General features: G+C 41.4%; 26 protein-coding genes and 1 pseudogene. 6 read left to right on the top strand and 21 right to left on the bottom strand.

Translation table 11 applies throughout. The annotated features are described in order from the left end of the window. From NQ508_RS01915 to NQ508_RS01895, 5 genes are all read right to left on the bottom strand, one after another. The gene (locus NQ508_RS01915; RefSeq protein WP_006426127.1) at positions 1-1,293 is read right to left on the bottom strand and encodes an NAD(P)/FAD-dependent oxidoreductase; all 1,293 of its coding nucleotides are present in this window, start codon (positions 1,291-1,293) and stop codon (positions 1-3) included. A 2-nt stretch (positions 1,294-1,295) separates the two neighbouring features. Beyond that, complete coding sequence (locus tag NQ508_RS01910) at positions 1,296-2,732, bottom strand: NAD(P)/FAD-dependent oxidoreductase (RefSeq protein WP_006426128.1); 1,437 nt, start codon at positions 2,730-2,732, stop codon at positions 1,296-1,298. Between the two features lie 159 nt (positions 2,733-2,891). Continuing rightward, positions 2,892-3,602 carry an MIP/aquaporin family protein gene (locus NQ508_RS01905; protein WP_006426129.1) on the bottom strand — a complete coding sequence of 237 codons (711 nt, stop codon included), beginning with the start codon at positions 3,600-3,602 and terminating at the stop codon, positions 2,892-2,894. A 40-nt stretch (positions 3,603-3,642) separates the two neighbouring features. Beyond that, positions 3,643-5,139, bottom strand: coding sequence for a glycerol kinase GlpK (gene glpK / locus NQ508_RS01900; RefSeq protein ID WP_022415168.1), 1,497 nt, complete (start codon positions 5,137-5,139; stop codon positions 3,643-3,645). A 115-nt stretch (positions 5,140-5,254) separates the two neighbouring features. Then, positions 5,255-5,824 carry a glycerol-3-phosphate responsive antiterminator gene (locus NQ508_RS01895; protein WP_006426131.1) on the bottom strand — a complete coding sequence of 190 codons (570 nt, stop codon included), beginning with the start codon at positions 5,822-5,824 and terminating at the stop codon, positions 5,255-5,257. Between the two features lie 503 nt (positions 5,825-6,327). Between NQ508_RS01895 and NQ508_RS01890 the strand changes: the two genes are divergently transcribed. After that, a complete protein-coding gene (locus tag NQ508_RS01890; protein WP_006426133.1) occupies positions 6,328-6,711 on the top strand; it encodes a BlaI/MecI/CopY family transcriptional regulator in 384 nt (127 codons plus the stop codon). A gap of 72 nt (positions 6,712-6,783) precedes the next feature. Here NQ508_RS01890 and NQ508_RS01885 read toward each other — a convergent pair whose 3' ends face one another. From NQ508_RS01885 to mgtE, 11 genes are all read right to left on the bottom strand, one after another. Beyond that, positions 6,784-7,716, bottom strand: coding sequence for a GTP-binding protein (locus NQ508_RS01885; RefSeq protein WP_044919317.1), 933 nt, complete (start codon positions 7,714-7,716; stop codon positions 6,784-6,786). A 210-nt stretch (positions 7,717-7,926) separates the two neighbouring features. Next, positions 7,927-8,661 carry an amino acid ABC transporter ATP-binding protein gene (locus NQ508_RS01880; protein ID WP_006426135.1) on the bottom strand — a complete coding sequence of 245 codons (735 nt, stop codon included), beginning with the start codon at positions 8,659-8,661 and terminating at the stop codon, positions 7,927-7,929. A gap of 48 nt (positions 8,662-8,709) precedes the next feature. Then, a complete protein-coding gene (locus tag NQ508_RS01875) occupies positions 8,710-9,393 on the bottom strand; it encodes an amino acid ABC transporter permease (RefSeq protein ID WP_006426136.1) in 684 nt (227 codons plus the stop codon). 2 nt (positions 9,394-9,395) lie between these two features. Then, a complete protein-coding gene (locus tag NQ508_RS01870) occupies positions 9,396-10,253 on the bottom strand; it encodes a substrate-binding periplasmic protein (protein WP_049940493.1) in 858 nt (285 codons plus the stop codon). Positions 10,254-10,409: 156 nt separating this feature from the next. After that, positions 10,410-10,844: a VOC family protein gene (locus NQ508_RS01865; RefSeq protein ID WP_006426138.1), complete on the bottom strand. Its 435-nt coding sequence runs from the start codon at positions 10,842-10,844 to the stop codon at positions 10,410-10,412. Then, positions 10,844-11,206: a VOC family protein gene (locus tag NQ508_RS01860; protein WP_006426139.1), complete on the bottom strand. Its 363-nt coding sequence runs from the start codon at positions 11,204-11,206 to the stop codon at positions 10,844-10,846. Before NQ508_RS01860 ends, NQ508_RS01865 begins: the two co-directional genes overlap by 1 nt. Positions 11,207-11,478: 272 nt before the next feature. Then, the gene (locus NQ508_RS01855) at positions 11,479-12,654 is read right to left on the bottom strand and encodes a MalY/PatB family protein (protein WP_006426140.1); all 1,176 of its coding nucleotides are present in this window, start codon (positions 12,652-12,654) and stop codon (positions 11,479-11,481) included. Between the two features lie 113 nt (positions 12,655-12,767). Beyond that, on the bottom strand, positions 12,768-13,688 hold the full coding sequence (locus tag NQ508_RS01850; protein WP_006426141.1) for a TDT family transporter: 921 nt from the start codon (positions 13,686-13,688) through the stop codon (positions 12,768-12,770). A gap of 38 nt (positions 13,689-13,726) precedes the next feature. Next, positions 13,727-14,251, bottom strand: a complete 525-nt coding sequence (locus tag NQ508_RS01845) for a C-GCAxxG-C-C family protein (RefSeq protein WP_006426142.1) — start codon at positions 14,249-14,251, stop codon at positions 13,727-13,729. Positions 14,252-14,540: 289 nt separating this feature from the next. Next, positions 14,541-15,449 carry a LysR family transcriptional regulator gene (locus tag NQ508_RS01840; protein ID WP_006426143.1) on the bottom strand — a complete coding sequence of 303 codons (909 nt, stop codon included), beginning with the start codon at positions 15,447-15,449 and terminating at the stop codon, positions 14,541-14,543. Between the two features lie 45 nt (positions 15,450-15,494). Next, the gene (gene mgtE, locus NQ508_RS01835) at positions 15,495-16,883 is read right to left on the bottom strand and encodes a magnesium transporter (RefSeq protein ID WP_006426144.1); all 1,389 of its coding nucleotides are present in this window, start codon (positions 16,881-16,883) and stop codon (positions 15,495-15,497) included. Positions 16,884-17,457: 574 nt separating this feature from the next. Here mgtE and NQ508_RS01830 point away from each other — a divergent pair. Then, a complete protein-coding gene (locus tag NQ508_RS01830; protein ID WP_006426147.1) occupies positions 17,458-19,101 on the top strand; it encodes a SulP family inorganic anion transporter in 1,644 nt (547 codons plus the stop codon). A gap of 414 nt (positions 19,102-19,515) precedes the next feature. Here the strand turns inward: NQ508_RS01830 and thrH are convergent, their stop codons facing one another. After that, on the bottom strand, positions 19,516-20,121 hold the full coding sequence (gene thrH / locus NQ508_RS01825) for a bifunctional phosphoserine phosphatase/homoserine phosphotransferase ThrH (RefSeq protein WP_006427644.1): 606 nt from the start codon (positions 20,119-20,121) through the stop codon (positions 19,516-19,518). Between the two features lie 123 nt (positions 20,122-20,244). Then, the gene (locus tag NQ508_RS01820) at positions 20,245-21,075 is read right to left on the bottom strand and encodes a TrmH family RNA methyltransferase (RefSeq protein WP_044920079.1); all 831 of its coding nucleotides are present in this window, start codon (positions 21,073-21,075) and stop codon (positions 20,245-20,247) included. Between the two features lie 204 nt (positions 21,076-21,279). Here NQ508_RS01820 and NQ508_RS01815 point away from each other — a divergent pair, with 204 nt between their 5' ends. Beyond that, positions 21,280-22,062 carry a class I SAM-dependent methyltransferase gene (locus NQ508_RS01815; protein WP_006427646.1) on the top strand — a complete coding sequence of 261 codons (783 nt, stop codon included), beginning with the start codon at positions 21,280-21,282 and terminating at the stop codon, positions 22,060-22,062. Then, a pseudogene (locus NQ508_RS14355) lies at positions 22,023-22,870 on the top strand (carbon starvation CstA family protein). Before NQ508_RS01815 ends, NQ508_RS14355 begins: the two are co-directional and overlap by 40 nt. 27 nt (positions 22,871-22,897) lie before the next feature. Here the strand turns inward: NQ508_RS14355 and NQ508_RS01805 are convergent. The 3 genes from NQ508_RS01805 to NQ508_RS14345 all read right to left on the bottom strand — a co-directional run bounded on the left by NQ508_RS01805 (position 22,898) and on the right by NQ508_RS14345 (position 23,801). After that, entirely contained in the window at positions 22,898-23,167 is a 270-nt protein-coding gene (locus NQ508_RS01805; protein WP_022416323.1) for a hypothetical protein, read from the bottom strand. A gap of 135 nt (positions 23,168-23,302) precedes the next feature. Continuing rightward, entirely contained in the window at positions 23,303-23,566 is a 264-nt protein-coding gene (locus tag NQ508_RS14350) for an alanine:cation symporter family protein (protein WP_330371013.1), read from the bottom strand. Next, the gene (locus tag NQ508_RS14345) at positions 23,532-23,801 is read right to left on the bottom strand and encodes an alanine:cation symporter family protein (protein WP_006427652.1); all 270 of its coding nucleotides are present in this window, start codon (positions 23,799-23,801) and stop codon (positions 23,532-23,534) included. Before NQ508_RS14345 ends, NQ508_RS14350 begins: the two co-directional genes overlap by 35 nt. Positions 23,802-23,922: 121 nt before the next feature. On the opposite strand from NQ508_RS14345, the gene NQ508_RS01795 reads away from it, so the two are divergent. Next, positions 23,923-24,927 (top strand): calcium/sodium antiporter, encoded by a 1,005-nt coding sequence (locus tag NQ508_RS01795; protein ID WP_006427653.1) that lies wholly within the window; start codon positions 23,923-23,925, stop codon positions 24,925-24,927. 30 nt (positions 24,928-24,957) lie between these two features. Next, positions 24,958-25,893: a D-2-hydroxyacid dehydrogenase gene (locus NQ508_RS01790; protein ID WP_006427654.1), complete on the top strand. Its 936-nt coding sequence runs from the start codon at positions 24,958-24,960 to the stop codon at positions 25,891-25,893. The last annotated feature ends 138 nt before the right edge of the window (positions 25,894-26,031 follow it).

Genomic DNA, 26,031 nt, shown 5'->3' with positions numbered 1-26,031 from the left:
CTACGCCTCCTCTATCTTTACTGTAATCGTCTTCAGATCCGGATACTTCATAAGCTGTTCTTTTGTAAGCTTAATCTGTTCCATCTCTCCCGGCGCAACAACCGGACGTTTTTTATGTATCACCCGTTCATCGTCAAAATATGCGCTTACATAGCAGTTCTTATATACACCGCCTACACGGAAGCGCACAGTAAGGTTTTCATCCATATGAGCCGGATTAATCGTACTTGGAACTGTATAGCGTACGCCTTCTACCGGATTCAGTGTAATATCTGCTGCATCTTCCTTACTGCTCTTTTCCCCATCGTCTGTATCTGACTGTAAGTTCTTCACATATTCTGCTGCATTTCGTCCCGCAGTCTTTGCTTCCTCTGATACAAAATCCACCAGATCATGTACATGCAGTACATTTCCACAGGCGAATACGCCTTCGATATTCGTCTCGAGACTTTCATTGACCTTCGGTCCTGAAGTTACCGGATTCATATCTACGCCCATACCTCTGGAAATCTCATTTTCCGGGATCAGCCCACAGGAAAGTAATAATGTATCACAGGTGTATTCTTCCTCTGTTCCCGGGATCGGTTTTCCTTTGCTGTCTACTTCTGCCAGCGTGATCCCTTCAACTCTTTCTTTTCCTTTGATATCCACAACCGTGTGGCTCAATTTCAATGGAATATCATAATCGTCCAGACACTGCACGATATTACGTTTTAATCCACCGGAATACGGCATCAGTTCTGCTACAACTTTAACCTTCGCACCTTCCAGTGTCATACGTCTTGCCATGATCAGTCCAATGTCACCGGAGCCTAAGATCACGACTTCTCTTCCCGGCATATATCCTTCCATATTGACCAGACGCTGTGCTGTTCCTGCAGAATAGATTCCCGCCGGACGGTAACCCGGAATATTCAGTGCTCCTCTGGAACGCTCACGGCATCCCATGGCCAGGATCACTGCCCCTGCCTGTATTTCAAATAATCCTTCTTCACGATTCATTGCGGTTACGATTTTATCCGAACTGATGTCCATTACCATCGTATGCAATTTATATTCGATGCCAAGATCCTTCACCTGTTTGATGAATCTTCCGGCATATTCCGGTCCGGTAAGTTCTTCTTTAAATGTATGAAGGCCGAAACCATTATGAATACACTGATTCAGGATTCCCCCAAGTTCTTTATCCCTTTCCAGGATCAGGATATCCTGGATTCCATTTTCTCTTGCTGATACGGCTGCCGCAAGTCCGGCCGGACCGCCGCCAATGATTACTATATCGTATGTTTTCATAATCAGATGTCCTCCTTATTCACTCCTACAATGATCCTTGATTTCCCGCCAGACTTTGTGATCTCTGACATTGGGATTTCCAGTTCTCTTGCAAGGATTTCCATCGTTCTAGGGGAACAGAAACCGGCCTGGCACCGTCCCATACCTGCTCTTGTTCTGCGTTTTACACCGTCTAACGACTTTGCTCCGAGTGGTCTATGGATCGCATCGATAATTTCACCTTCCGTGATCATCTCACAACGACAGATAATATTACCGTATGCCGGTTTCTCTTTGATTAATTTCACTCTTTCTTCTTTACTTAGAGTGTTTGGATCCAGGATTCCTTTTCTTGTAGCAATGAAATTTTCTTTTTCTTCCAGATGAAGCTTTTCTTTCAAAATTCCCGCAACCATCTCTCCGATTGCCGGACTGCTGGTAAGTCCTGGAGATTCAATACCTGCACAGTCAATGAATCCCTTCGCATCTTCTAATTCTTCTATGATAAATTCATGTCCGTCTTCATGTGCGCGAAGTCCGGCAAATGATGTAATGACCTGACGCATCGGAATATTTTTTACATTCTGCCCTGCTTTTGTAAGTACCTGATCAAGTCCCTCTCTTGTTGTATTGGTTCCTTCTTTTTCTTCAATATCGATTGCTGTCGGTCCAAGGAGCAGATTGCCATGTGCTGTCGGCGATACAAGAATTCCCTTTCCGAATTCGTTCGGAAGTGCAAAGATTGTTCTCTTTACATGTCCGCCTGCAGTTTTATCCAGCAGACAGTAGTCTCCTCTTCTCGGTGTTATGTGGATTTTCTTTTCACTGACCATATTGTGGAATTTATCTGCATACACACCAGCTGCATTCACCACATATTTTGTCTTGAAAACGCCCTGATTCGTATGGACTTCCCAGATATCTTCCGTCTTTTTCAGTTCTTTTACTTCTGTATCAAACTTAAATTCTACACCATTTTCACAGGCATTTTCTGCCATCGCAATATTTAATCCGAATGGACATACAATTCCGGCTGTCGGCGCATAGAGTGCCGCATATACATTGTCTGCAATGTTCGGCTCCATCTCAAGTACTTCTTCTCTATTAAGAATCTGAAGTCCCGATACACCATTTGCCACACCTCTGTCATATAATGCCTGTAATTTGTCCATATCCTCTTCACGCAGACAGATCACAAGTGAACCGATTCTTTTGAATGGAAAGTCAAGATCTTTAGATAACTGTTCCATCATTGCATTACCGCGGACGTTTAATTTAGCCATCAGTGAACCCTCTTTTGCATCATATCCTGCGTGCACAATTCCACTATTGGCTTTTGACGTTCCACAGCAGACATCTTCTTCTTTTTCCAATACACAGATTTTTGCTTTATAGCGGGACAATTCTCTTGCAGCCGCTGAACCGGATACTCCACTTCCGATTATCATCACATCATACATGTTCCATCTCTCCTTCTATATGTCTTCCATATTCCAGGCATCACTTCTGATACCCGTAGGCTTTTGAAAAAAGAGCCTGACAAGTAAACGCATCACGAATATGCGGTTATCCTGCCAGGCTCTCTTCTCTCACGCCTCTTATTCTATTTTTTTATTATTCTACCACGGAATGGCACCATAAAGCAATACCGCAGCGACAGCTCCAATTACCGGTCCTACTAGAGTTACGACACCGTATCCCCAGTTTGAACTTCCTTTTCCTTTGATTGGAAGTACTGCATGAGCCAGTCGTGGTCCAAGATCTCTTGCCGGGTTGATCGCATATCCTGTCAGACCACCGAGTGACATACCGATAGAAACGATGATTCCGAATACGATAAATTTGCCAAGTCCGTCTGTAAGTTCCGGCACATTTGCCATTCCTTTGATTGCAAATACAAGTATAAATGTTCCGACTGCCTCACTGAAAATATTCAGGCCAAGATTCGGAATGGATGGTGCGGTACAGAATACCCCAAGTTTTGTTGCCTGATCTTCTGTTGCGTCAAACTGTCCTTTGAACAGAAGATATACAACTGCTGCACCCACGAACGCACCTGCGAATTGTGCCACAATATATCCAGGAACCATAGACCATGCAAAGCTTCCATCGACCGCCAGTGCCAAGGTCAGTGCCGGGTTAAAGGATGCTCCGGATGCAGCTCCAAATATACATGCCGGCAGCATAACCGCAAGACCCCAGGCAATGGTGATTTGAACCGTTCCTCCGCCCTTCATTCCGGATTTATTCAGGTTCACATTCGCAACCACTCCGTCTCCAAGAATAATCAGTATCATCGTTCCCAAGAATTCAGCTATATAAGGTAACATAGAAATTTCCCCCTTTTTTCTATCTATCTTTATTCAGTTTTTAATCTTCTTTTGCCCATCCGTAAGCGTATTTTACAGCTTTATTCCAGCCTTTGATCATCTTACTTCTCTGCTCTTCATCGATCTTAGGCTCGAATGTCTTGTCGATTGCCCAGTTCTTAATGACATCTTCTTTGCTTTCCCAGTATCCGACTGCAAGACCTGCAAGGTAAGCAGCTCCCATTGCAGTTGTCTCTACGCACTGCGGACGGTTTACCGGAGCGTTGATGATATTTGCCTGTGTCTGCATCAGGAAATCATTAGCACTTGCGCCGCCGTCAACCTTAAGTGCTGCAAGATCAATTCCGGAATCCGCTTTCATTGCTACCAGAACATCATTTACCTGATATGCCAGTGATTCCAGCGTTGCTCGGATAATGTGGTATTTGTTTACTCCACGTGTGATTCCTACGATAGTTCCTCTTGCGTACTGATCCCAGTGTGGTGCTCCAAGTCCTGTAAATGCAGGTACTACATAACATCCATTGGTATCTTTTACTTTCTTTGCCATATATTCAGAATCCGGTGCAGAATCAATAATGCGAAGTTCATCTCTTAACCACTGGATTGCAGCTCCTGCTACGAAGATGGAACCTTCCAGTGCATAATTAACTTTGCCATCTAATCCCCATGCAATGGTTGTAACCAGGCCATTTTTAGAAAATACCGGTTTTTCTCCTGTATTCATCAGAAGGAAACATCCTGTTCCGTATGTATTCTTTGCTTCTCCTGCGTTAAAACATGTCTGGCCGAATAATGCTGACTGCTGGTCTCCTGCTGCTCCTGCAATTGGGATCGGTCCTCCAAGATAAGACGGATCAGCCTCTCCGTAGATGCAGCTGGATGGTTTTGGTTCCGGTAACATACATTTCGGAATATCCAGTTCTTTAAGGATCTCATCATCCCACTCCAGTGTATTGATGTTAAATAACATTGTACGAGAAGCATTCGAATAATCTGTCACATGTGCTGCACCCTTGGTCAGTTTCCAGATCAGCCATGTTTCAACTGTACCGAATAACAATTCTCCTCTTTCTGCCCTTTCTCTTGCTCCTGGCACATTATCCAGAATCCATTTTACCTTTGTTCCTGAGAAGTATGCATCAATGACCAGTCCTGTTTTTTCACGGAATTTGTCTGTTAATCCTTTTTCTTTTAAGGAATCACAATATTCTGATGTTCTGCGGCACTGCCATACGATCGCATGATGTACCGGTTCTCCTGTCTCTTTGTCCCAGACGATTGTTGTCTCACGCTGGTTTGTGATACCGATTGCTGCGATATCTTCTGCTTCTGCATTGATCATATTCATTGCTTCTACCGCAACACCAAGCATACTTGCCCAGATCTCATCTGCATCATGTTCTACCCAGCCCGGTTTTGGGAAATACTGTGTGAATTCTCTCTGTGCCACACTGCACATCTCACCTTTTTCGTTAAACAGAATACATCTGTTACTGGTAGTTCCTGCATCTAACGCCATTACATATTTTGCCATATTCATTTCCTCCTGATTTCTCTCTTACTTTTACTGGTTACTTTTTTTTCGCATGCGTTCTATTTGAATTGCTCCCCATAAGCAATTAAATATTCTGTTTCATCATATGCAGCCATTACATCTTCCATACCTGATGATTGGTCGATGATACTGCAATTGCTCCGGCTGATAATGCAGCCATCACATCTTCTTTGTCTGTGATCAGTCCTCCTGCTATGATCGGTGTCTTTATCGAACTGCAGATTCTTTTGATCACTCTTGGCATCACTCCCGGAAGTACTTCTATGAAATCCGGTCTTACTATATGCTGTTGCTGTCTGATATTCTCAAATGCCATGGAATCCAACAGAAAATATCTGAGGATCGTATACATCCCAAGTTCTTTTGCTTTCTTGATCAGTGATGGCTTTGTTGATATAATGCCATCTGCTTCCGTATGTTCTTTCAGATATTCTACCGAAACTTCTTTCGGACTCAGGCCACTGATCAGATCTACATGTACCATCGCAACCTTTCCTGCATCTTTTACTCTCTTTACGATCCGGTCTATCGAACAGACATCTCCAAACAATATGAAAATCACCTGTATCTCCTCTATCGTGCAACTTACTTCTATATCCTTCATGTTCTTCACAGCTGCAATAATCGGATTATTGCCGACCGCATCGTAAAATATCTGATTCATCTTATTCCATCCTCATTCCTATTTGCTGAACGTCTATGCTATATATTTATTCTATTATATTCTGAAATAATTTTCAAAAAAAGGAGCGCGACTAAAAGTAATCGTGTGATTACTTGTATTCGCTCTCCTATCTCAGCTCTTTTGTTCAACTGTGCTTACTATATCACAGTGCACAATTTTTTTCAATGACATTTGGTCATTTTTTAGCTTTTCATCTATTATATACAATTCTTTTTTCATTTTCTTTCGTTAATATGCATTAATTTTGTGTTGTTTTAACAAAATTATTTAGTTATTTTATTAACATTCTCATTATGATTATTTCATCATCTTTCTTTCATTATATAATTAATCTATCATCGCATATACAATCTGTCAATTTATTTTAAATCAAACAATACCTTATTATATATTCTTGTTGAATTCACAAACATTTACTTCTATAATAATATCAGAGCAACAAAAAATTATCCCCGGATATCATTGGAAAGAAGGAATGTATAATGATACGAAATTTGTCCCAAAAACAATTAGACGTCATGAAAATACTCTGGGATGCAGGCACTCCTCTGGTTGCTTCCGACATTGTAAAAGCCAAAAGTTCCATGAACATTAATACAGTACAGGCTTCTCTTCGTGTCCTGTTAAAAGAGAATCTGGTAGAAATAGCCGATATTGTATACAGTGGAACGGTATTAAGCCGCAGTTACCGTCCGCTCATTTCCAGAGATGTATATTTCAATGCGGAATATAAAAATATTATTGGAAATAGTTCTACTTCGGCTATGATCGCTACATTCATTGAGCAGGAAGAAGATATTTCCGAACTGGAACGGATTGAAGAACTGATCAGAAAAAGAATGAAAGAGCTCGAAGAAGCACAATAAGAATGGCGTGAAACGATTTCATACAGTCCGTATTTTTACAGAATCGGTGGAATACACCACCGGTTCTGCACTTTATGCAAAGAAAGTTCCTATTCTTTGTTCATTTAAGTTTTCCCCTATCACAATTACGACTTTCTGTCCTTCCGTGATCGGCTCCAGCCGCATCTCCTGATGGGTAGCATTCAGTTCCATCCATTTATCATCGTCATCCATTAAGAATCCCTTAATGCGGAATACTTTTCCACATTCTTTATCAGCAAATATCTTCTCTGCCGTCTCTATTATCTCGTTTTTTGTCTTATCAAGATTCATAAAATACAAAGATTTGAACGTCTCTCCTTCTTCGATATGCATCTTACGGTAATTCTCCGGCACATAATCGCAGGCTAACAGCTTTTCATAATCTGCACTTTCAAATGTCTCCCAGTCTTTTACAAAAATCTCATCACGGAATCTTCTGTTGCACTGTACTTTTTCCATTGCATGATTCAGATGTTCTATCGTATTTTTTATCTCTTCTTCGGTTGCTTCCTGGCTTCTGCTAAGTACGATACATCCCGCATTTGCAGCCTCGGAAGCCAACAGATAGTCTGCCTCATCCGACAAGTCTGATTCCAGCTTCGCATCAACAACTGTGATCACATTGCCAATCTCATACCATCTGTCGATCGGATCATCCCTTAATACATCAAAGAACTCATCCACATCATAGATACCGGACGGTTCCACAATTACCCGGTCATAACCGCACATTCCCATTGCAATCAGCTTCGTGCGGAATCGTCTTCTGTGGCAGTCTGCGTCGCATCCTCCGGCAATCATCTCCAGTTCGCACTTTTCACCTTCCAGGTCCTTTAATAACATCATATCTACATTAACCGCACCATAATCATTTTCCAAGATTCCAATATTATCTCCCTTGTCAATCAGATGCTTTGCATATTTTTTTATAAATGTTGTCTTTCCGGAACCTAAAAATCCGGTGATCAGATCTATCTTTACCATTATACTGTTACCTCGAATATTCTTTTTCCTGTCACGCAAAATCGTTTTGACATATAGGCATCCTCTCTTACTGATACTTATGAGTATAACCTTTTTTTCAAGGCTATGCAAGAAATCTTGACATAGGTCCATCTTTTAAAAACAAAAAAAGAACTCAAATTTCTTCCAACACTTGAATGTTAAATTTAAGTTCCTTTTTCGCTTTTTTAATTATTCATTATTTTTGGAAAGGAATTGTCTGGTTCTTTCTTCTTTCGGATTTTCAAACACTTCGTGCGCCAATCCCATCTCTACAATGTGTCCACCTTCCATAAAAACAACTTCATCTGCAACATTTTTTGCAAATTTCATTTCATGTGTCACGATCAACATCGTTGTATGTTGCTTTGCCAGATCTTTGATAACATCTAACACTCCGGCAACTAATTCTGGATCAAGCGCAGATGTTGGTTCATCAAATAAAATAATATCCGGATTAACCGCCAGTGCTCTGGCAATTCCTACACGCTGTTTTTCTCCTCCTGAAAGTGTCTCTGGATATGCATCTTTCTTTTCCAGTACCCCTACTTTTTCCAACAAATCTAATGCAATTTTATCTGCTTCTTCTTTCGGCATCTTCTTTACCAATGTCAGTGGAGTGGTAATATTTTCAAGTGCTGTTTTATTCCGGTATAAATTTGAATTCTGAAAAACCATGGATGTCCGTGTACGCAACACCTGAATATCTGCCTTGCTAAGTTTTTCATAATCGAATATTTGATCATCCAGCTGGATTGTTCCTTCTTCCGGTCTTTCCAGTACATTAATACAGCGAAGAAGTGTTGATTTACCAGTTCCCGATGGACCAATAACCGCAATTACTTTTCCTTTTTCAATTTTCAGACTAATATGATCCAGTACCTGCTGATTCCCAAAACTTTTTGACAAATTCTTAATTTCAAGCATATGTTTCTCCTATATGTATAAGGGGATGTTATCCACACCCCCTCATAACTATTTCTGATAAGCAGAGCTTATTATCTTTTCAACCTTTTTCTGTACTACTCCCAATACAATAGCCAGTATCCAGTAAAATACTGCTGCCAGTATATATGTCTCAAATGTCTTGTAATATGTAGCTGCTGTCAACTGAGCTTCACCCATAATATCCTGAATACCAATCGTCATTCCAAGAGAAGACATTTTGATAATATCCAGACATGAATTCACAATTGGAGGGATTGCTGCAACAGCTGCCTGCGGAAGTATAATCTTCAGCATCATCTGCGGATGTGTCAGTCCAAATGCAATACTCGCTTCATACTGTCCTTTATCTACGCTTTCAATTGCTCCACGTATACTCTCAGATATATATGCTGCGCTGTTAAGTCCCAAACACAGCACCAACGCAAATGTTTTCGGGCACCGTTTCATTACATCAAATACCATTGGTAATCCATAATAAAACAGAAACAACTGAATCAACAGCGGTGTACCCCTGAAATATGATACATAGACTTTTGCAAGCTGACTTAATATTTTTACGCGAAAATGCTGGATAATTGCCAATATAGCTCCCAATATAATACTAAGCAGAAAGGCTAAAGCCGAAACATATATCGTAATCCATAATCCTTCTAAAAGCAGCGGAGTCAATACTTTTGTATATGGGATAAACGTTTCTGTTAAATAAGTCATAGTTATTCCTTCTTAGTAGTAATATCTGCACCAATCCATTTCTCAGAGATTTCCTGCAGAGTACCATCTTCTTTGATAATCTTGATAAATTTGTTCATAGCATCACACAACTCTGTATTATCCTTTGCAAATACAATATTTGCTGTATCATATGCAAATGGTTCCAAAACTTTGATTTTAAGATTCTTATTTGATTTCATAGCCATGTATGTCTGAATGTCCTGAGCAAGTACTGCATCGATACGTCCATAAGCAATATCATCAAACATTGCTTCCAAAGTTGCAGATGTATATACTTCAAACTTAACATCACCCTTTGGATACATGTCTTCTACAGCCTGCTGCATAGAGTTTCCGGAACCAACACCTACTGTTTTTCCAGACAGATCTTTTACACTCTTAATCTCGTCATTATCTTTCGCAACTACCACTGTAGAACCATAATAATCAACCGGATCAGAGAATAAATATGAATCCTTTCTTTCTTCTGTTGGGGACATCTGCGCAGATACTGCATCTGCCTTTCCCGAAGAAAGTAATCCAAGAAGCCCGCTAAAATCAGCATACTCCCATTTTACTTCAATCCCTGTTCTCTCAGAAAATTCATTCCAGATATCCACATCATAACCCTTCAGTTCACCATCCTCTTCAAACTCAAACGGCTCATATCCCGGTGATGTTGCAACTGTTACAGAATCAACATCCAGACCAAGGTCCAACTTGTCGTCTTTTGCTTCATCTTTTGACTCTTCTGTTTTCTTGTTCTCTTTTGTGTCCGATTTGTCTGACTGACCGCACCCCATCATCAATGCAGCACACATAGATACACATAACAATGTGCTTATAATTTTTCTTTTCATTTGTTTAATCCTCCATTCTTAATCACTTATTTGATTGTCTCATTTTCCATCAAATAACTCAAATTGATTGTTTTTATATGTTGCATTATTCATAGATGTCATCTATGTTTTTATTGCAATCATTCTATGCACCATCCAACTATTTCGTCTTCATTTCTATAATCCATTCTTTTCCTTGGCCGGGTCCAGATCTCCTAACGGCACTGCACCTGTCCAGCAATATATTTCCCACATATGTCCTGACGCATCCAAAAAATATACACAGCGGGCATTCCACTCATAGTCTTTTGGTTCTGAAATAAATTCCATCCCCTCCGCTTTCAGCTGTTCATATGCTTCGTCCACTTCTTCCGGTGTGTCACATCGAATTGCCTGTTGATCCCGATATTTTACCTTTGCCATTACTTCCTTTCCAAGATTATCCTCTAGATGTTTCCACTGCCACAGAAAAAACTCCACCTTTCCTTCCATCGGAAATCCGGCAAATGTCTCATCAATCCTCGCTGGTTTAAAACCAAACAGTTTTGTGAATTTTTCCGCTTCTTTATATACATCTTCTACCAAATATCCATGTGCTGTATGTTTTCCCATTAAATTAAATCTCCTTCTTTTCTCAACTCCCAGATTCTGCCATTTTCATCTCTCAGAAAGTGACCTAATGCCCCAATCTGTACCAGCCCTTTTCTCAGCAGCTCCGTTTTTTCAGCCAAAAGTTCTTCTTCTGATCCGTAAAGCCAGGTACAGAAAGACTGCTCCGGTAATTCTTCTTCTGAAATTCCAAGACCGGCATATAGATAAGTCTTTTCAACCATACTGAATACAAGTGGAGATTTTGTGTTTATCCACGCAGACTCTTTCCCTTTTCTGTCTGCATTCCAGTTGAAATACTGCTGGTAAAATGCTACTGATTTTTCTATATCTTCAACAACTAATGTGTATGAATATTTTGTCATGTCCGTTCCTCCTTTTTTGCTACTCTAACTAATTATACCATCACCTAATTTCTTCTATCAAATTTGATATTTCTATAATTTAACCGATGTATCATTTTAATCTATAAGCCATTCAGCTGATATTCTATTATACTTATAATAAAGATTTGATCTTCCCAAAGCCATTGAACTTGCATCCACAAAATAATACTACAACAGAATCCACAACAAAAATAAGTGTATGAAGCATAAACATTTCTATACTTCATACACTTATTTTTTATTTATAGGATTTAGCTTTTCAATCCGTCAAATCCTTTTTTCATATTCTCCAATACCCTAAGCAGTATTTTCTTCGGGCAGGCCAGATTCAATCTGACATACTGACTTCCTGCCTCACCAAATTCCAAACCGCCACTTGGTATTATACCACATTCATTTTTCCAGAATTCAATAATCTCTTCATCTGTCATCTTCATAGCGCTACAGTCCACCCATAACAGATAAGTAGCTTCCGATTCCGGCACTCTAAGATGCGGAATATTTTCCCTGATATACTGAACTGTCATTTCTTTATTTTCTTTAATATAACGGTAGACTTCCTCGAACCATTCTTCACTTTCCATATATGCTCCGACTGTTACTCCTTCCGCAAATGCATGTTCAAATGGATAAGCCATTGCATTCATCCGGCTCATAATTTGCTTCTTCATCGTATCTCCGTCTACAAGCAATGCTGCTGTCTGTACGCCTGCCACATTAAAACTCTTTCCCGGAGATATCATCGTAACTGATGATACATCATATTTCTCAACAATCTTTCTCAACATTGTATGCTGTCCGTGAAACACAAAATCATAATGCGCCTCATCCGAAATAATAAGTAGTTCATGTGCCTTGCAAAACCGACAGATTCCTTCCAGTTCCTGTTCTGTCCATACAGTTCCTGTCGGATTATGCGGATTACACAACAAAAATGCTTTTGTTCTATTCGTCACTTTCCGCTCCATATCTTCAAGATCAAATGTAAATCTTCCATTCACTTCTCTCAGCTTGCTGCCGTTGACCGCACGTCCACACCCCTCAATCGTATGATAGAAATTTCCATATGTTGGAACATTCATCATTACTTCATCCTGCTCTTCTGTATATTCCTGAAGGATGATACTGAGTCCGCTCATCATATTCGCACAGTATACTATTTGTCCTTCTGGAATTTCACAGCCATGCCTTTTTTTCAACCAATATTGTACTGCCTTATAATAATCTTCTGACAACAGTTCATAGCCAAATACGCCTTCTTTCACTCTGTCGGCCAAACGTTTTTGAATTGCCGGAGAGGCATCAAATTCCATATCCGCCACCCACATTGGATACATCTCATGCCCATTATTTTTCAATTCTCTGGCTTTCCATTTAAACGAATTTGTCCTGCTTCTGTCAATGATTTCATCAAATTTATATTTCATAGCCGTTTTCCTCCTTTCACCCCTGTCTCTGTAAATTGTCTTTGTTTAGTGTAACATAAAAAGCGGCTGCCCTACAACAAGCAGCCACTCTTTATTATTTTTTATTATTTTATTTATTTCTTTCCACCAAAGATAAATGCCATAAATCGGATATAAGTATACACAACCAGAACAACCGCAATAATCGTCTCGATCAATACCACATATTTCAGGAACGGCATTGGATGTCCCATATTCATTGCACATGCCATCATCTGTTTTGAAGCGATCGCACTGATGACAAATGGGAAGGTGAATGCCGCATAGCTTGGGAAGAATGGCATCTTCAAATAGCCGATTGCTTTTACAAGTGCAAAGATGTAGATCACCGTTGCAACTACAAACATTCCCATCAGGAATCCGTAAGATTTCGGCATGACAGACTGTACATATCCTGCGATACAGAGGCTTGTCGGTGCCGCATAGATACAGATCAGTGGTTTTGCCGGATCCGGTACTTCTTTCACCGTCACATAGCGGTATGTAACCAGGATCAGTAACAGGATCAGTGTCACAAATCCAAACCAAAATGCTGCACTTCCGATTGCAAGTTTCTCATAAGCAGGTGCCGTGACTGATGCAACGACAATTCCAACATATACGATATAATAACTTGCGAATACCTTTGGCATCTGCAATTTAAATACAAATTTCACCGTAAAATAAATGATCAGCACGATATGTAATGCGATCGCAAACAGCCAGATATAATAAGCCGCCTGTCCGATAAATGGTTTTACATAGGTACTTAAGATCATAAGTGCCATCGGAAATGTTCCTGATACGCTTGCCATGATCGGATTCTTCATATCTTCCTTCACAGCTCCCGGAAACATAATTAGCTTCAGAAGTGCCAGGATCAGCAGAAATGCTGCGAACACTCCACACACATAACGGATTCCTTCTGAATAGCTCTGAAGCAGGTTACCTAAAGATGCCGCTCCAAGCATGACTCCGCAGATTGGAATCGGTATTTTTTTGATTACATCTTTCATAATATCTTGTCTTCCTTTCTAGTCTGGATCTATGCATTCTAGATATCTGCAATTGCACGACGTTCTGCCGGTTCATCAATTTCGTCCAGATTCTTGATTCCCAGTTCACGACAGACAATCTGTGCTACTTTCCATGCGCACAGTCCTGTGAAAAAAATACACTGTTCTTTGTGCTCACCCTGTCCCATGTTGAATTCTTTTGTCAGAACTCTGCAGCAGATTGCATTCTTCCCATTAGCTTTCTTGAACCAGTCATGCAGTTCGTGAACCAATTCCATACATTTTACGCTCTTTGGATTGGTTGGCCCGTCCTGCTCTGTTCTTCCGAAGAACATTCCAAGTGCAAGCAGACCTCCGTTGAATGCGCCACAGACACATCCCGATTTGCCTGCTCCGACAGCCATACCGGATGACATTGCAATGACTTCTTTTGGTACATCCAGTTTAAATTCATCACGGATGGTGCACATCAATGCCTCACAACAGTAATACCCGCTTTTAAAATTCTTCTCTGCTGCTCTCTGCACCGCTCTTGGGCTGATTTCTGTTACTCCGATGTTCATAAATTAATACCTCCTAAAATAAATTAAAAATAAATCTTCTCCGGGCATTCCCCAATGCCCATATATTTATATTATAGCTATATAAAATTTATTTGTTAAAGTGAGATTATCTATAGATTCTTTGACTTATTCAATCCGTCTATTTTAGAAAATTTCTATACAAAAAGCCATAAATCTTCCACTGTCAATTTGTTGACAATGTAGAATTTATGGCTTATCCGCAACTTTTTGTTACTTTATATCAACTTTTTTCTTATGCGTTATCTCCATCCTGTTCTGTTTCAGGTTCCTACCGGATAATCTCTCCACTCTTAATTTTCCCGATCCATTCCTGTATAAACTGCAGGAAGCACTGTACTGCTTCATTCTCCGCTTCTTCTTTTCTGGTAATCATACATGCTTTCCACTCATACACATCATCCGAAAATGGGATCAGTCTCAGCCCTTGTTCTTTCATGTCATCAAAGACAAAATCCACCGTCACGGATATGCCTTTATTTTCCTTCACCATCTTATGGCACAAACTGAATCCACTGGTCTGAAATGCGATATCCGGTTGGAACCCGGCTTCTTCACATTTCTTCATGATCAGATGATAAATTGCAAACTGACTGCTTTCAATATATAGCGGCCTGTTTTTCAGATCTTCAATTGTCACACTTTCCTGTTCACTTAACGGATCCTGTTCATTTACCAGAAGCTTAATCGGAAATGTTTCCAACGGAACTACATGATATAACTCCTCATCAAATTCTCCGATGGAAAACGCAACATTTCCTTCATTTTCAGCAAACAGACGCTCTGCCTGCAGATCCGGGTACTCCCTGTAATGGAATTCTATATCCGGATATTTCTTACAAAATTCCGCAATGCAGTCCGGCGTCACCATACGGATGATTCCATATGCCGACAAAAGATCCACTACTTTGCGCTGTCGTTGTTCTATATGCAGGATATCCTTCTTCACCTGATAATAATCTTCGATATCCTTATCCGTATATTCTAAAAAACGTCTTCCGCTTTCTGTGAGCTGCATGCCGGATTTATTACGTGTAAAGAGACGGCATCCCATCTCTGCCTCCAGGTTCTTTACAATCTTACTGATCCCCTGAGGCGTCATATAGAGAATACGGGATGCCTTTGCAATACTTTCTTCTTTTGCTATTGTATGAAATACTTTTAAATCTTTAATGTCCATGACTATCTGTCTTCATTCTAACTATCATTCTAACTGTAACTTAAACTAGCCAACCAGATGCACCATATTGATCAGGAATATCCAGCTCAGTCCGTAATAAGATACAACTGCCACAAGGTCATTGACCGTTGTGATAAGTGGTCCCGAAGCAACCGCCGGGTCTACATGAATCTTCTTAAAGAACAACGGAATCAATGTTCCAACCGCTCCTGAGATTACCATCGCCAACAACAGTGACACTCCGATACATCCGGATACCGCATATGCAAATACGAATGTCTTCCCTTTAAATAATGCAATATAAAGTCCGATCACTACAAACGACAGTATTCCAAGGATCGATCCATTCGAAAATGCAATCTTCATTTCTTTAAATACCAGTTCTGCCTTCTGCTTTCCGGTCAGTGACTCATCCATCAGTACACGGATCGTTACGGCCAGTGACTGCGTACCTACGTTACCTGCCATATCCAGGATCAGTGACTGGAAACACATGATGATCGTAAGCTGACTTACCACTTCTTCAAACAGACCGACTACGGATGAAACGACCATTCCAAGTCCCAGCAGTACCAGAAGCCACGGAAGTCTCTTCTTGATACTTTCTCTTAATGGTTCTTTCAAATCTTCCTCCGCGGTCAAACCGGCGAACTTCGCATAATCTTCACCCATCTCATCATCAACCAGGTCTACCATACTCTGGGATGTAATGACTCCGAGAAGCTTGTTGTCATTATCCAGTACCGGGATGGAATCCTCGGAATAATCTTTCAATCTCTCGATACAGTCATCGATCAGCTCATTTCCATATACATATGGGTACGATGTCGCGATCAGATCTTCTAACGGAGACTCTCTTCTTGCGATGATCAGATCTTTCAGATCCATTGCTCCGTAAAATGTATTATCTTCCGTTACCATAAATAACGTAGAAATGTTATCATTCTTTGCTGCCTGTTCTACCAGACTGCTCATTGCCTGCTTCACCGTCAGATTCTCACGGATCATGATGCAGTTCGTTGTCATTCTGCTTCCGATCTCTTCCTCATCAAAGGAAGCGATGATTGCCATATCTTTTCTGGCATCGTCATCCATTAATTCGATCAGCAGATTTTTCTTCTCTTTCGGAATCATCTGCAGAACATCCACAACTGCGTCCGTCTCCATTGCCGAAAGGATCGCTGCCGCTTTTTTGATATCCATCTCATCCAGATATTCTGCCGCTTCCTGTTCATCGATATGCTCGAAGATATCAGAAAGCATGTCCAGATCCAGGATTCTGCAGATTTTTCTTCTCTCTGATACTTTCAGCTGTGGAAATACTTCTGCAAGGTCATTTGCATGATAATCTTCCAGTCTGTTTCTCATAATACCTGGTGATGTATTACTTCTGATGATTTCCAGTATCTCGACTGTATAATCTTTGTTTTCCATACCTTTACCTCCTGTCCTTTTCCTAATGCACTATAACCGGATATACATTTTCCAGTTTTCTTCACCATAAACACACTGCAGGATATGTAACGATCATATCCTCCATGAAACGACTGCTATTATTCACTTGTAATACTCATTGGGAAATAGGATAAGAAATAAAAGAAATCTATGATGCCTGTACCGAGAACTTGCCGCTTAGAGCTTCTCTTAAATGTACAGCAATTAACTCAAACAGAATCGACTGTTGCTTAATAAACTTTTTAATTTCCATCCTATGCTGCAACTTCGCCCATGACTATCGCAACCGTCCATTCTGTTCACCTGCCTTTTTTGTTGAATTTTATCATTGATTTTCTAACTATCGTGTGCAGTATCATAACTGCCCGCAACATATTATAGACTTTCGTACTATGAATTTCAAGCCTTTTTCCACGTACTACTCTATATATTTCCCACAAAATTGTATATAAATGCAAACACTCCCCCTTCGGCTTTCTTCCTATGATATACTTTTAAAGTTATTTTTATAGATTAGAGGAATAAAACAAAAGAGAAAGGGTAAAATTTACACATGAATTCATTGAAACCAATGTTACTGACTTCACTGAAATCTTACGACCGTACCCAGTTTGTAAAAGATGTGACCGCCGGAATCATCGTTGCGATCATCGCACTTCCGCTGTCCATTGCACTTGCACTGGCCTCCGGTGTCGGACCGGAAGCCGGAATCTTCACGGCCATCGTTGCGGGATTTGTTATCTCTGCACTTGGTGGAAGCAGTGTACAGATTGCCGGACCGACCGCTGCATTTGCAACCATCGTTGCGGGTATTGTCGCCAAAGACGGACTGGACGGGCTCGTGATTTCAACCATCCTTGCAGGTATCTTCCTGATCCTGATGGGCCTTTGTCACTTCGGAAGTCTGATCAAATTCATTCCGTATACGATCACAACCGGCTTCACATCCGGAATCGCCGTTACGATCGTCATCGGACAGTTAAAGGATTTCTTCGGAGTCACTTATCCGGACGGTGTAAAGCCGATTGAAACCACAGAAAAATTCAAAGCATTTATTGAAAATATTTCTACCATGAATACCGCTGCTTTGATCGTTGGTATCGTAAGCCTTGCGATCCTGATCATCTCACCGGTGATCTTCAAAAAGATTCCGGGTTCCCTGATTGCCGTTATCGTCGGAATCCTGATGGTAAAGTTCCTGCCGCTTAAGGTATCTACAATTGGAAATCTTTACACGATCAGTAATTCGCTTCCGGCATTTCATCTGCCGGCTGTGAATCTGCATATTATAGAAAATGCGCTTCCAAATGCATTTACCATTGCTGTGCTTGCTGCGATCGAATCACTTCTTTCCTGCGTCGTCGCAGACGGAATGATCAACGGAAAGCACCGTTCCGACATGGAACTGGTTGCCCAGGGTGCCGGTAATATCGCCTCTGCTTTATTCGGAGGTATCCCTGCCACAGGAGCGATCGCAAGAACCGCTGCCAACATCAAAAATGGCGGACGCACACCGGTTGCCGGAATGGTGCACTCCATCACACTGGTCATCGTACTCGTCGTACTGATGCCATTCGCCGGAATGATCCCAATGCCGACCATCGCAGCAATCCTGTTTATCGTAGCATATAATATGTGCCAGTGGCGTACATTCGTACACTTAATCCGCACTGCACCGAAAAGTGATATCATCGTGTTATTTGCAACTTTCATTCTCACGATCCTGTTCGATCTTGTGGTTGCGATCGAGATCGGCATGGTGCTTGCATGTCTTCTCTTCATCAAGCGTATGAGTGAGGAAACGCATGTCGATGGCTGGACTTACGTGGACGATGATACACCGGATGTGGATGCACATCTGAAGAAGCTTCCACTGCAGATCCGTGTCTATGAGATCACCGGGCCATTGTTCTTTGGTGCTGCAGATGCGATCGAGCACATTGTTGTCAAAGACTTTACGACCTGCCTGGTTCTTCGTATGCGAAGTGTTCCGGCAATCGACAGTACCGCGATGAACGCATTATTTAACCTGACAAAAGTATGTGAAAATAAGGGAATTACGCTGGTATTCTCGCATGTGAATGAACAGCCGATGAAGGTTATGGAGAAGGCCGGATTCGTGGAGCTGGTTGGACGGGAGAATTTCTGTCCGAATATATCGGCGGCGCTTGCGCATGCGGAGGAAATTTCTATTTAATGCATCATGGCGGCTGTCACCGACCGAAATAATTAAACAGAGGAACCGTAACCTTTGTGATACCGGAAGTGTACGAAAAAGCCGGAAAATCAATGGTTTCACCACAACTTTCCGGCTACACAACGGTTACAATCCCTCTATTGAATTCATTATCATTGGCCAATCACGACATGAGAAAGACTTGGTATTGTGTTTGATGCGTATTTTGGCGCGATGTGTAGAAGTTCTTAGGCAGTTTGACTTCCCGTTAAAGGGACGGAGCGAACTGTTTGAACCCCGTAGGGGTGAGTTTTGAGCGGAGACCCTTTCGTTCTTAGGGAAGGCGGACTGCCTTAGAACTTCTGCATCGTGACATCCAGCAACAAACATAATACCAAGTCTTTCTCATGGACCGGAGTAAGCCACGATGATGAACTAAATAGAAATTACCGATTTGATTGCTCCCAGCAGTTCCTCATACGTCTCATAAGCCGGAATCTCCGGATAATCTTCCTTAATTTTCTCAGTCGTTCGGAATAAGAATCCTGCTTTTCCTGCCTGGATCATGCCCAGATCATTGTATGAATCACCGCTTGCGATCGTGTCAAATCCAATGGACTGCAGTGCTTTTACGGTGCTGAGTTTGGAATTTTCCACACGCATCTTAAAGTCTGTGATCTCACCGTTATCTGCAATCTCAAGGCTGTTGCAGAACAGTGTCGGTCTTCCAAGCTTTTCCATTAAAGGCTGTGCGAACTCTGTAAATGTATCACTGATCAGGATTACCTGACTAAATGAGCGCAGTTCGTCTAAGAATTCTTTCGCTCCCGGAAGCGGGTCAATCTTGGCGATCGTCTCCTGAATCTCTTTGATTCCAAGTCCGTGTTCCTTTAAAATGTCCAGTCTCCATCTCATCAGTTTATTGTAATCCGGTTCATCTCTTGTCGTTCTTTTTAATTCCGGGATTCCACTTTCCTCGGCAAATGCGATCCATATTTCCGGTACTAATACTCCTTCAACATCCAGGCATGTAATATACATTCTATGATTCCTCCTATACTTTCTGTCTTTTTGCTTTTTATCATAACACAAGTCTGTTTATTTTACATTCTTTTTATAAGCAATTCTTCAACTGCAGCATATCTAATATTTTATCTGTCCTATTTATCTCTTTCCCAACTGCCAGAATGCTACTGCACTGGCGGCCGCGACATTCAGCGAATCTACACCATGCGACATTGGAATCATTACCGTATAATCGCAGTCTGCAATTGTCTCCGGCGCCAGTCCGTCTCCTTCTGTTCCCAGTATCACTGCCAGCTTATCTTCTTTCATAAGTTCCGGATCATCAATGCTTGCAGAATCTTCTTTCAAAGCCATCGCCGCCGTCTTAAATCCCAATTCACGCAATATCTTCATTCCTTCTTCCGGCCAGATTACAGAGTTATCCACAAATGTCCACGGAATCTGGAATACTGTCCCCATACTTACACGGCTTGCCCGCCTGTAAAGTGGATTACTGCATCCCCCTGTCAGAATCACCGCGTCCATGTGAAGTGCTGCCGCAGAGCGGAAAATCGCTCCTACATTTGTAGGATTCATTACATTCTCCAATACTGCTATTCTGTCACATCCGCTACAGATTTCCTGCAGGCCAGGCAACCTCCTTCTTTTCATCGCACATAGCATTCCCCTGGTCAGTTTAAATCCCGTAAGTTTCGTAAGTACTTCAAATTCTGCCGTATATACCGGTACATTGCCACATTTTCCAAGTACAGCTATCGTTTCCGCATCTTCCAAAACCTGCTTTTTTTCCACCAGAACAGACACAAGCTCATATCCTCCATCCAATGCCCGGCTAATAACTTTCGGACTTTCTGCAATAAACAGTCCATCCTCCGGATGATCCTTGTTCAAGAGCTGTGCTTCTGTAAGTCTTGCATATACATCTAGTTCCGGAGCGTCAAAATCCGTAATTTCTATCATATTCTGTATTATTTTTTCATTTATGCTTTCTGTATTGTTCATGATCATTTCCTCTTTTTTATTATCATCTGGATCTTATTGTTATCTCATTATACAGAATGAAATAAATTTTCTCAATTCCATAAATATTTTATGCACATAAGCCCGGACTTTATGTTAAAGTGGATAAAGTATGAGCAGATATTTATTTTGATGTAAGGAGAATCTTTCACTATGATGACTGAACTTGAGAAATATTATAATAAATTTAACGAAGAAAAACGCCTTGGAAGCCGACATGGACAAGTAGAATTTACCACTTCTATGAAATATATACATGAATATCTTCCGGAAGATAAATCAGCAAAAATTCTGGATGTAGGTGCCGGTACCGGCCGTTACAGTGTAGCCCTTGCCGAAGAAGGTTACGATGTTACCGCTGTTGAACTGGTTAAATATAATCTTGGGATCTTAAAAAAGAAAAACAGTTCTGTAAAAGCCTATCAGGGAAATGCAATGAAACTTTCCCGCTTTCCGGATAAGGAATTTGATTTAGTTCTGGTCTTTGGTCCAATGTATCATCTATATTCTATGGAAGATAAAGTCAAAGCACTGACCGAAGCCAGACGTGTATTGAAAGATGATGGTGTAATTCTTGTTGCTTATTGCATGAATGAGTACAGCGTGCTGACCTATGGATTCAAACAGAATCATATCTTAGAATGTATCGAGAACGGAAAGATTGACGACAACTTCCGTGTACAACCCAAACCTGAAGACCTTTATGATTATGTCCGCCTGGAAGATATGGATGCTTATAATAAAGCTGCCGGTCTGGAACGAATCAAGGTCATCTCTGCCGACGGACCTTCGGATTATATGCGTCCGGTGCTGAATGCGATGGATGAGGAGACATTCGAGACTTTTATCCGGTATCATCTTTCGGTGTGTGAACGGCCGGAGCTTGTGGGCGCCGGATCACATACCGTGGATATTTTAAAGAAAAGCATTATTTAATACATGAACCGTCTGCCATCCGGACTATTTCTGTTTCCAGGATACCGCTACCCGTAGAATATAAGCTCATTTCTTCTTGTGATTTCGCAAAAACAGAGTGCACTCTGTTATTATATTTAAAACCTGCAGAAATTCCTCAAAATGCATGGACTTATGTTACATTTGTTTACATCTTCTTTGCAGCAGTACTTCCAATCTGGCTGATCAAACAGCCTCGTGATACAATGACAATTTATATGTTCATCGGAATGATCGCCGGTACCGCACTTGGACTTCTTGTCGCACATCCGGCTATGAATCTTCCGGTACTTCATCTAAGACTGTATCGAATGAAAAAGATATGTTAAAAGTTGGTTACGGAGCCATGGTTCTGGAAAGTCTTCTGGCCGTACTTGCACTTTGCGTCGCAGGTGCTGCAGCCGCTGCTGACGGAACACCGGCCGCAGGAACACCATTCCAGGTATTCTCAAGCGGCGTTGCCGGATTCTTTGAAATGTTCGGTATCCCGGTTTACATCGCACAGTGCTTTATGACCATGTGTGTATCTGCACTGGCACTTACCAGTCTGGACGCCGTTGCACGTATCGGATATGCCAATATCTGGCCACTGTTCGGATCTGCCAACCAGTTACTGTCCGCACTGGTAGAAAGAACCATCGGACTTGTCAAAGCTTACGCAGCCGGATCTGCCACATTCCGGGTAGAAGGCTTACAGCTTATCATTGCAATTCTTCTGATGGCACTTGGCCTTATTATTGTCATCAATTCGCTGAAAGCTTACTTTAAAGCACAGAAAGAATCTGCATAGATTAATTTTTAAGAATTAAAGCGCAAATCAAATCCAATTACAATCCCCACCAGTAATTGCAAGACTCAAAAGCGCATCCATCTTTTCAACCTCTTCCTCGCCTTCAATCTTCTGAAGGAGCTCCGCTGTATCCAGCACATCTTCTAATGACTCGTCCGGTCCGATCTCGTAATCTATCTCCTGTTCGCAGTCCGGGCATGGAATATACTTCATCGTTTGTAATGACAGGAAACGGTTTCCGCATTTCCTGCATTCATAATATCCGCATTCCTTTGTCCCGTCCGGTACATAATACATATCACTCACCACCTTATATTTCTTACTACTTTCGCTACTTCCAGCAGTCAAGCTTCTCTTTCATTCCGATATCCTTACTCTTGAACACCGGATTCATTCCCATTTTAAGCTGTCTTTCATAATCTTTCAATGCCTTCATTGTCGTATTAGACAGAATGTCAACAGGTTGTCACAGTAAAAGCAGTTACCAAGCAGTGTCGTAAATGCAAATAATACCATAGACACGGTGATGAATACCGGCCCGAATGTTCCAAGCGATTCCTGAAGTGCGGCCTGTACCCATGGTGCTCCCTGAAGTGCTTCTGACGGGGCAACTCCGGATGACATACACATCATTGCGGTTGCCGTACACAATAATAATGTGTCAATAAACACCGATACAGATTGCGGAAGATACACCTACAATATTTCCCGTACCAACTCTTGATGCAGTGGAGACCATAAGTGCCTGAAAAGAAGAGACTACATCTTCATCATCCGGTTTCTCCATTACTGCTTTACAGGCACTGTGAAACAGACGCACCTGCGGGAAGCTCGTCCGGATTGTAAAATACACACCAGCTCCGATTAATATGATAACTAACAGTTTACTGTACATAAATGAGCTGATGTTATCAATGATCATACTTAACATACTTTTATTTTTCTCTATAAATATACAGTAATTCTGCGAGTTTGGGAAGAATAAATTGCATACATTGACACTGGCACTTATTTCCTCTATATTATTGTCTATATAAGAAAAGGAGATTCATATGTTATTATTCAAATCATTCACTATATTAATTATCGGATTTGTCCTGCTGATCAAGGGTGCAGATTTTTTTGTAGAGGGAAGTTCTGCTGTAGCAAAACGTCTCCGGATTCCTTCTATGATCATCGGGATGACCATCGTAGCCATGGGAACCAGTCTTCCAGAATGCGCCGTCAGCGTGACTGCCTCCCTCACCGGCAATAATTCCCTCGCTATCAGTAATGCTGTCGGATCCAACATTTTTAACCTGTTAGTAGTCTGCGGTGTCTGTTCTTTATTCGTTCCGCTTGCTGTACAGAAAAGTACTTTACAGAAAGAATTCCCGTTATCTATCTTCTGTGCGGGACTTTTGCTTTTGCTTGGATATCTTGGCATGACACTCGGACGGATAGACGGAATTATCTTCCTTATTATATTTGCCGGATATCTGCTCTGGATGATCCGCTCTGCCAAAAGAGCACGTCACAATATAACTTCTGCGGATTCTTCTTCTGCACAAAAAGTGAGAAGCTCACTTTCCGAAGAAGAAATCGAGCAGGTTGCCTCCCATATCAACCTCCTTCCGTTATGGAAATGTCTCATTTTCATACTGGGCGGTATGATTGCGATCAAATATGGCGGTGATTTCGTCGTTGACGGGGCATCCACAATTGCATCCAGTCTGGGACTTAGCCAGACACTGATTGGACTTACGATCATTGCCATGGGAACCAGTCTTCCGGAGCTTGTCACCTCCATCGTTGCCGCCAGAAAGGACGAAGTCGATATGGCACTTGGTAATGTCATCGGCTCTAATATCTTCAATATCCTTTTTGTACTCGGTGTCGCGGCAGCAATCAGTCCGGTGGGATTCGCTCTGGAAAATATAATCGACATTGCTTTCCTTATCATAATCAGTGCAATCACTCTCGTCTTTGCATGGACTTCGAAGGAAATCAACCGTAAAGAAGGAATTATCATGCTGGTATTATATGCCGCTTATATGGTATATATCTGCATGCGTTAATATTTGTAATTATGAAAGGACGGACATTTTATGAAAATTGTATTTTTAGATGCCAAAACAATCGGGGACGATATTGACCTGTCCGGATTTGATTCACTTGGTGAAGTTACCAAATATAACTTTACCACTCCGGAAGAAGCTCCGGAACGCGTGAAAGACGCAGATGTTCTTATCATTAACAAAGTTCCGATCAATGAAAATACGGTCGGAACAGCAAAGAATCTGAAACTGGTCTGTGTTACTGCAACCGGAACCAACAATCTGGATAAAGACTATCTGGATTCCCACAAAATTGCCTGGAGAAACGTTGCCGGTTATTCCACAGAAACAGTTACTCAGCATACATTTGCCATGCTTTTCTATCTGCTTGAAAAGCTGCGCTATTACGATGATTATGTAAAAGATGGAAATTATATTAACGATACTTCTTTTACTCACTTTGCAGAACATTTTTCAGAGATCAATGGCAAGACGTGGGGAATCATCGGACTTGGCGCGATCGGACGCCGCGTTGCCCAAATTGCCCGGGCATTTGGTGCAAATGTCATCTATTATTCAGCCTCCGGACGCCCTGCACAGGATGGATATACGCAGGTTGATTTCGATACCTTGCTTACCACTTCGGATATTATCTCTGTCCATGCACCATTGAATGAACACACCGAAAATCTTCTGGATAAATGCGCATTTGCAAAGATGAAAGAAACCTGTATCTTCCTGAATCTCGGCCGTGGTCCGATCGTTGTTGAACAGGATCTCTACGACGCACTTGTAAATGGCGAAATTGCTGCCGCAGGTCTGGATGTCTTATCTGCCGAACCAATGAGTGAGAAAAATCCGCTTATCAAGATCCAGGACAGCCGCCGGCTTTTCATTACGCCGCATATTGCTTGGGCAAGCGTAGAAGCACGTACCAGACTGATGCAGATCATCCTGGATCAGATGAAAGAATATTTCCATATGTAGAACACTAACTACTCATTAAAGTTTGATATGAAACAATTTTACATTATTTATTGAATCATCCCTACATTCATGCTATCATATATCATTGTACCTAATGAAAAAGAGTGAAAAAATATATGAATAGACGTCCTGATTCCC

Origin of the sequence: Dorea longicatena, from assembly GCF_025150085.1 — a bacterium.
In the GTDB taxonomy this organism is placed as follows: Bacteria; Bacillota; Clostridia; order Lachnospirales; family Lachnospiraceae; genus Dorea_A; species Dorea_A longicatena.
The sequence above is the reverse complement of the archived record's forward strand: the minus strand, read 5'-3'. Positions and strand labels throughout refer to the sequence as shown.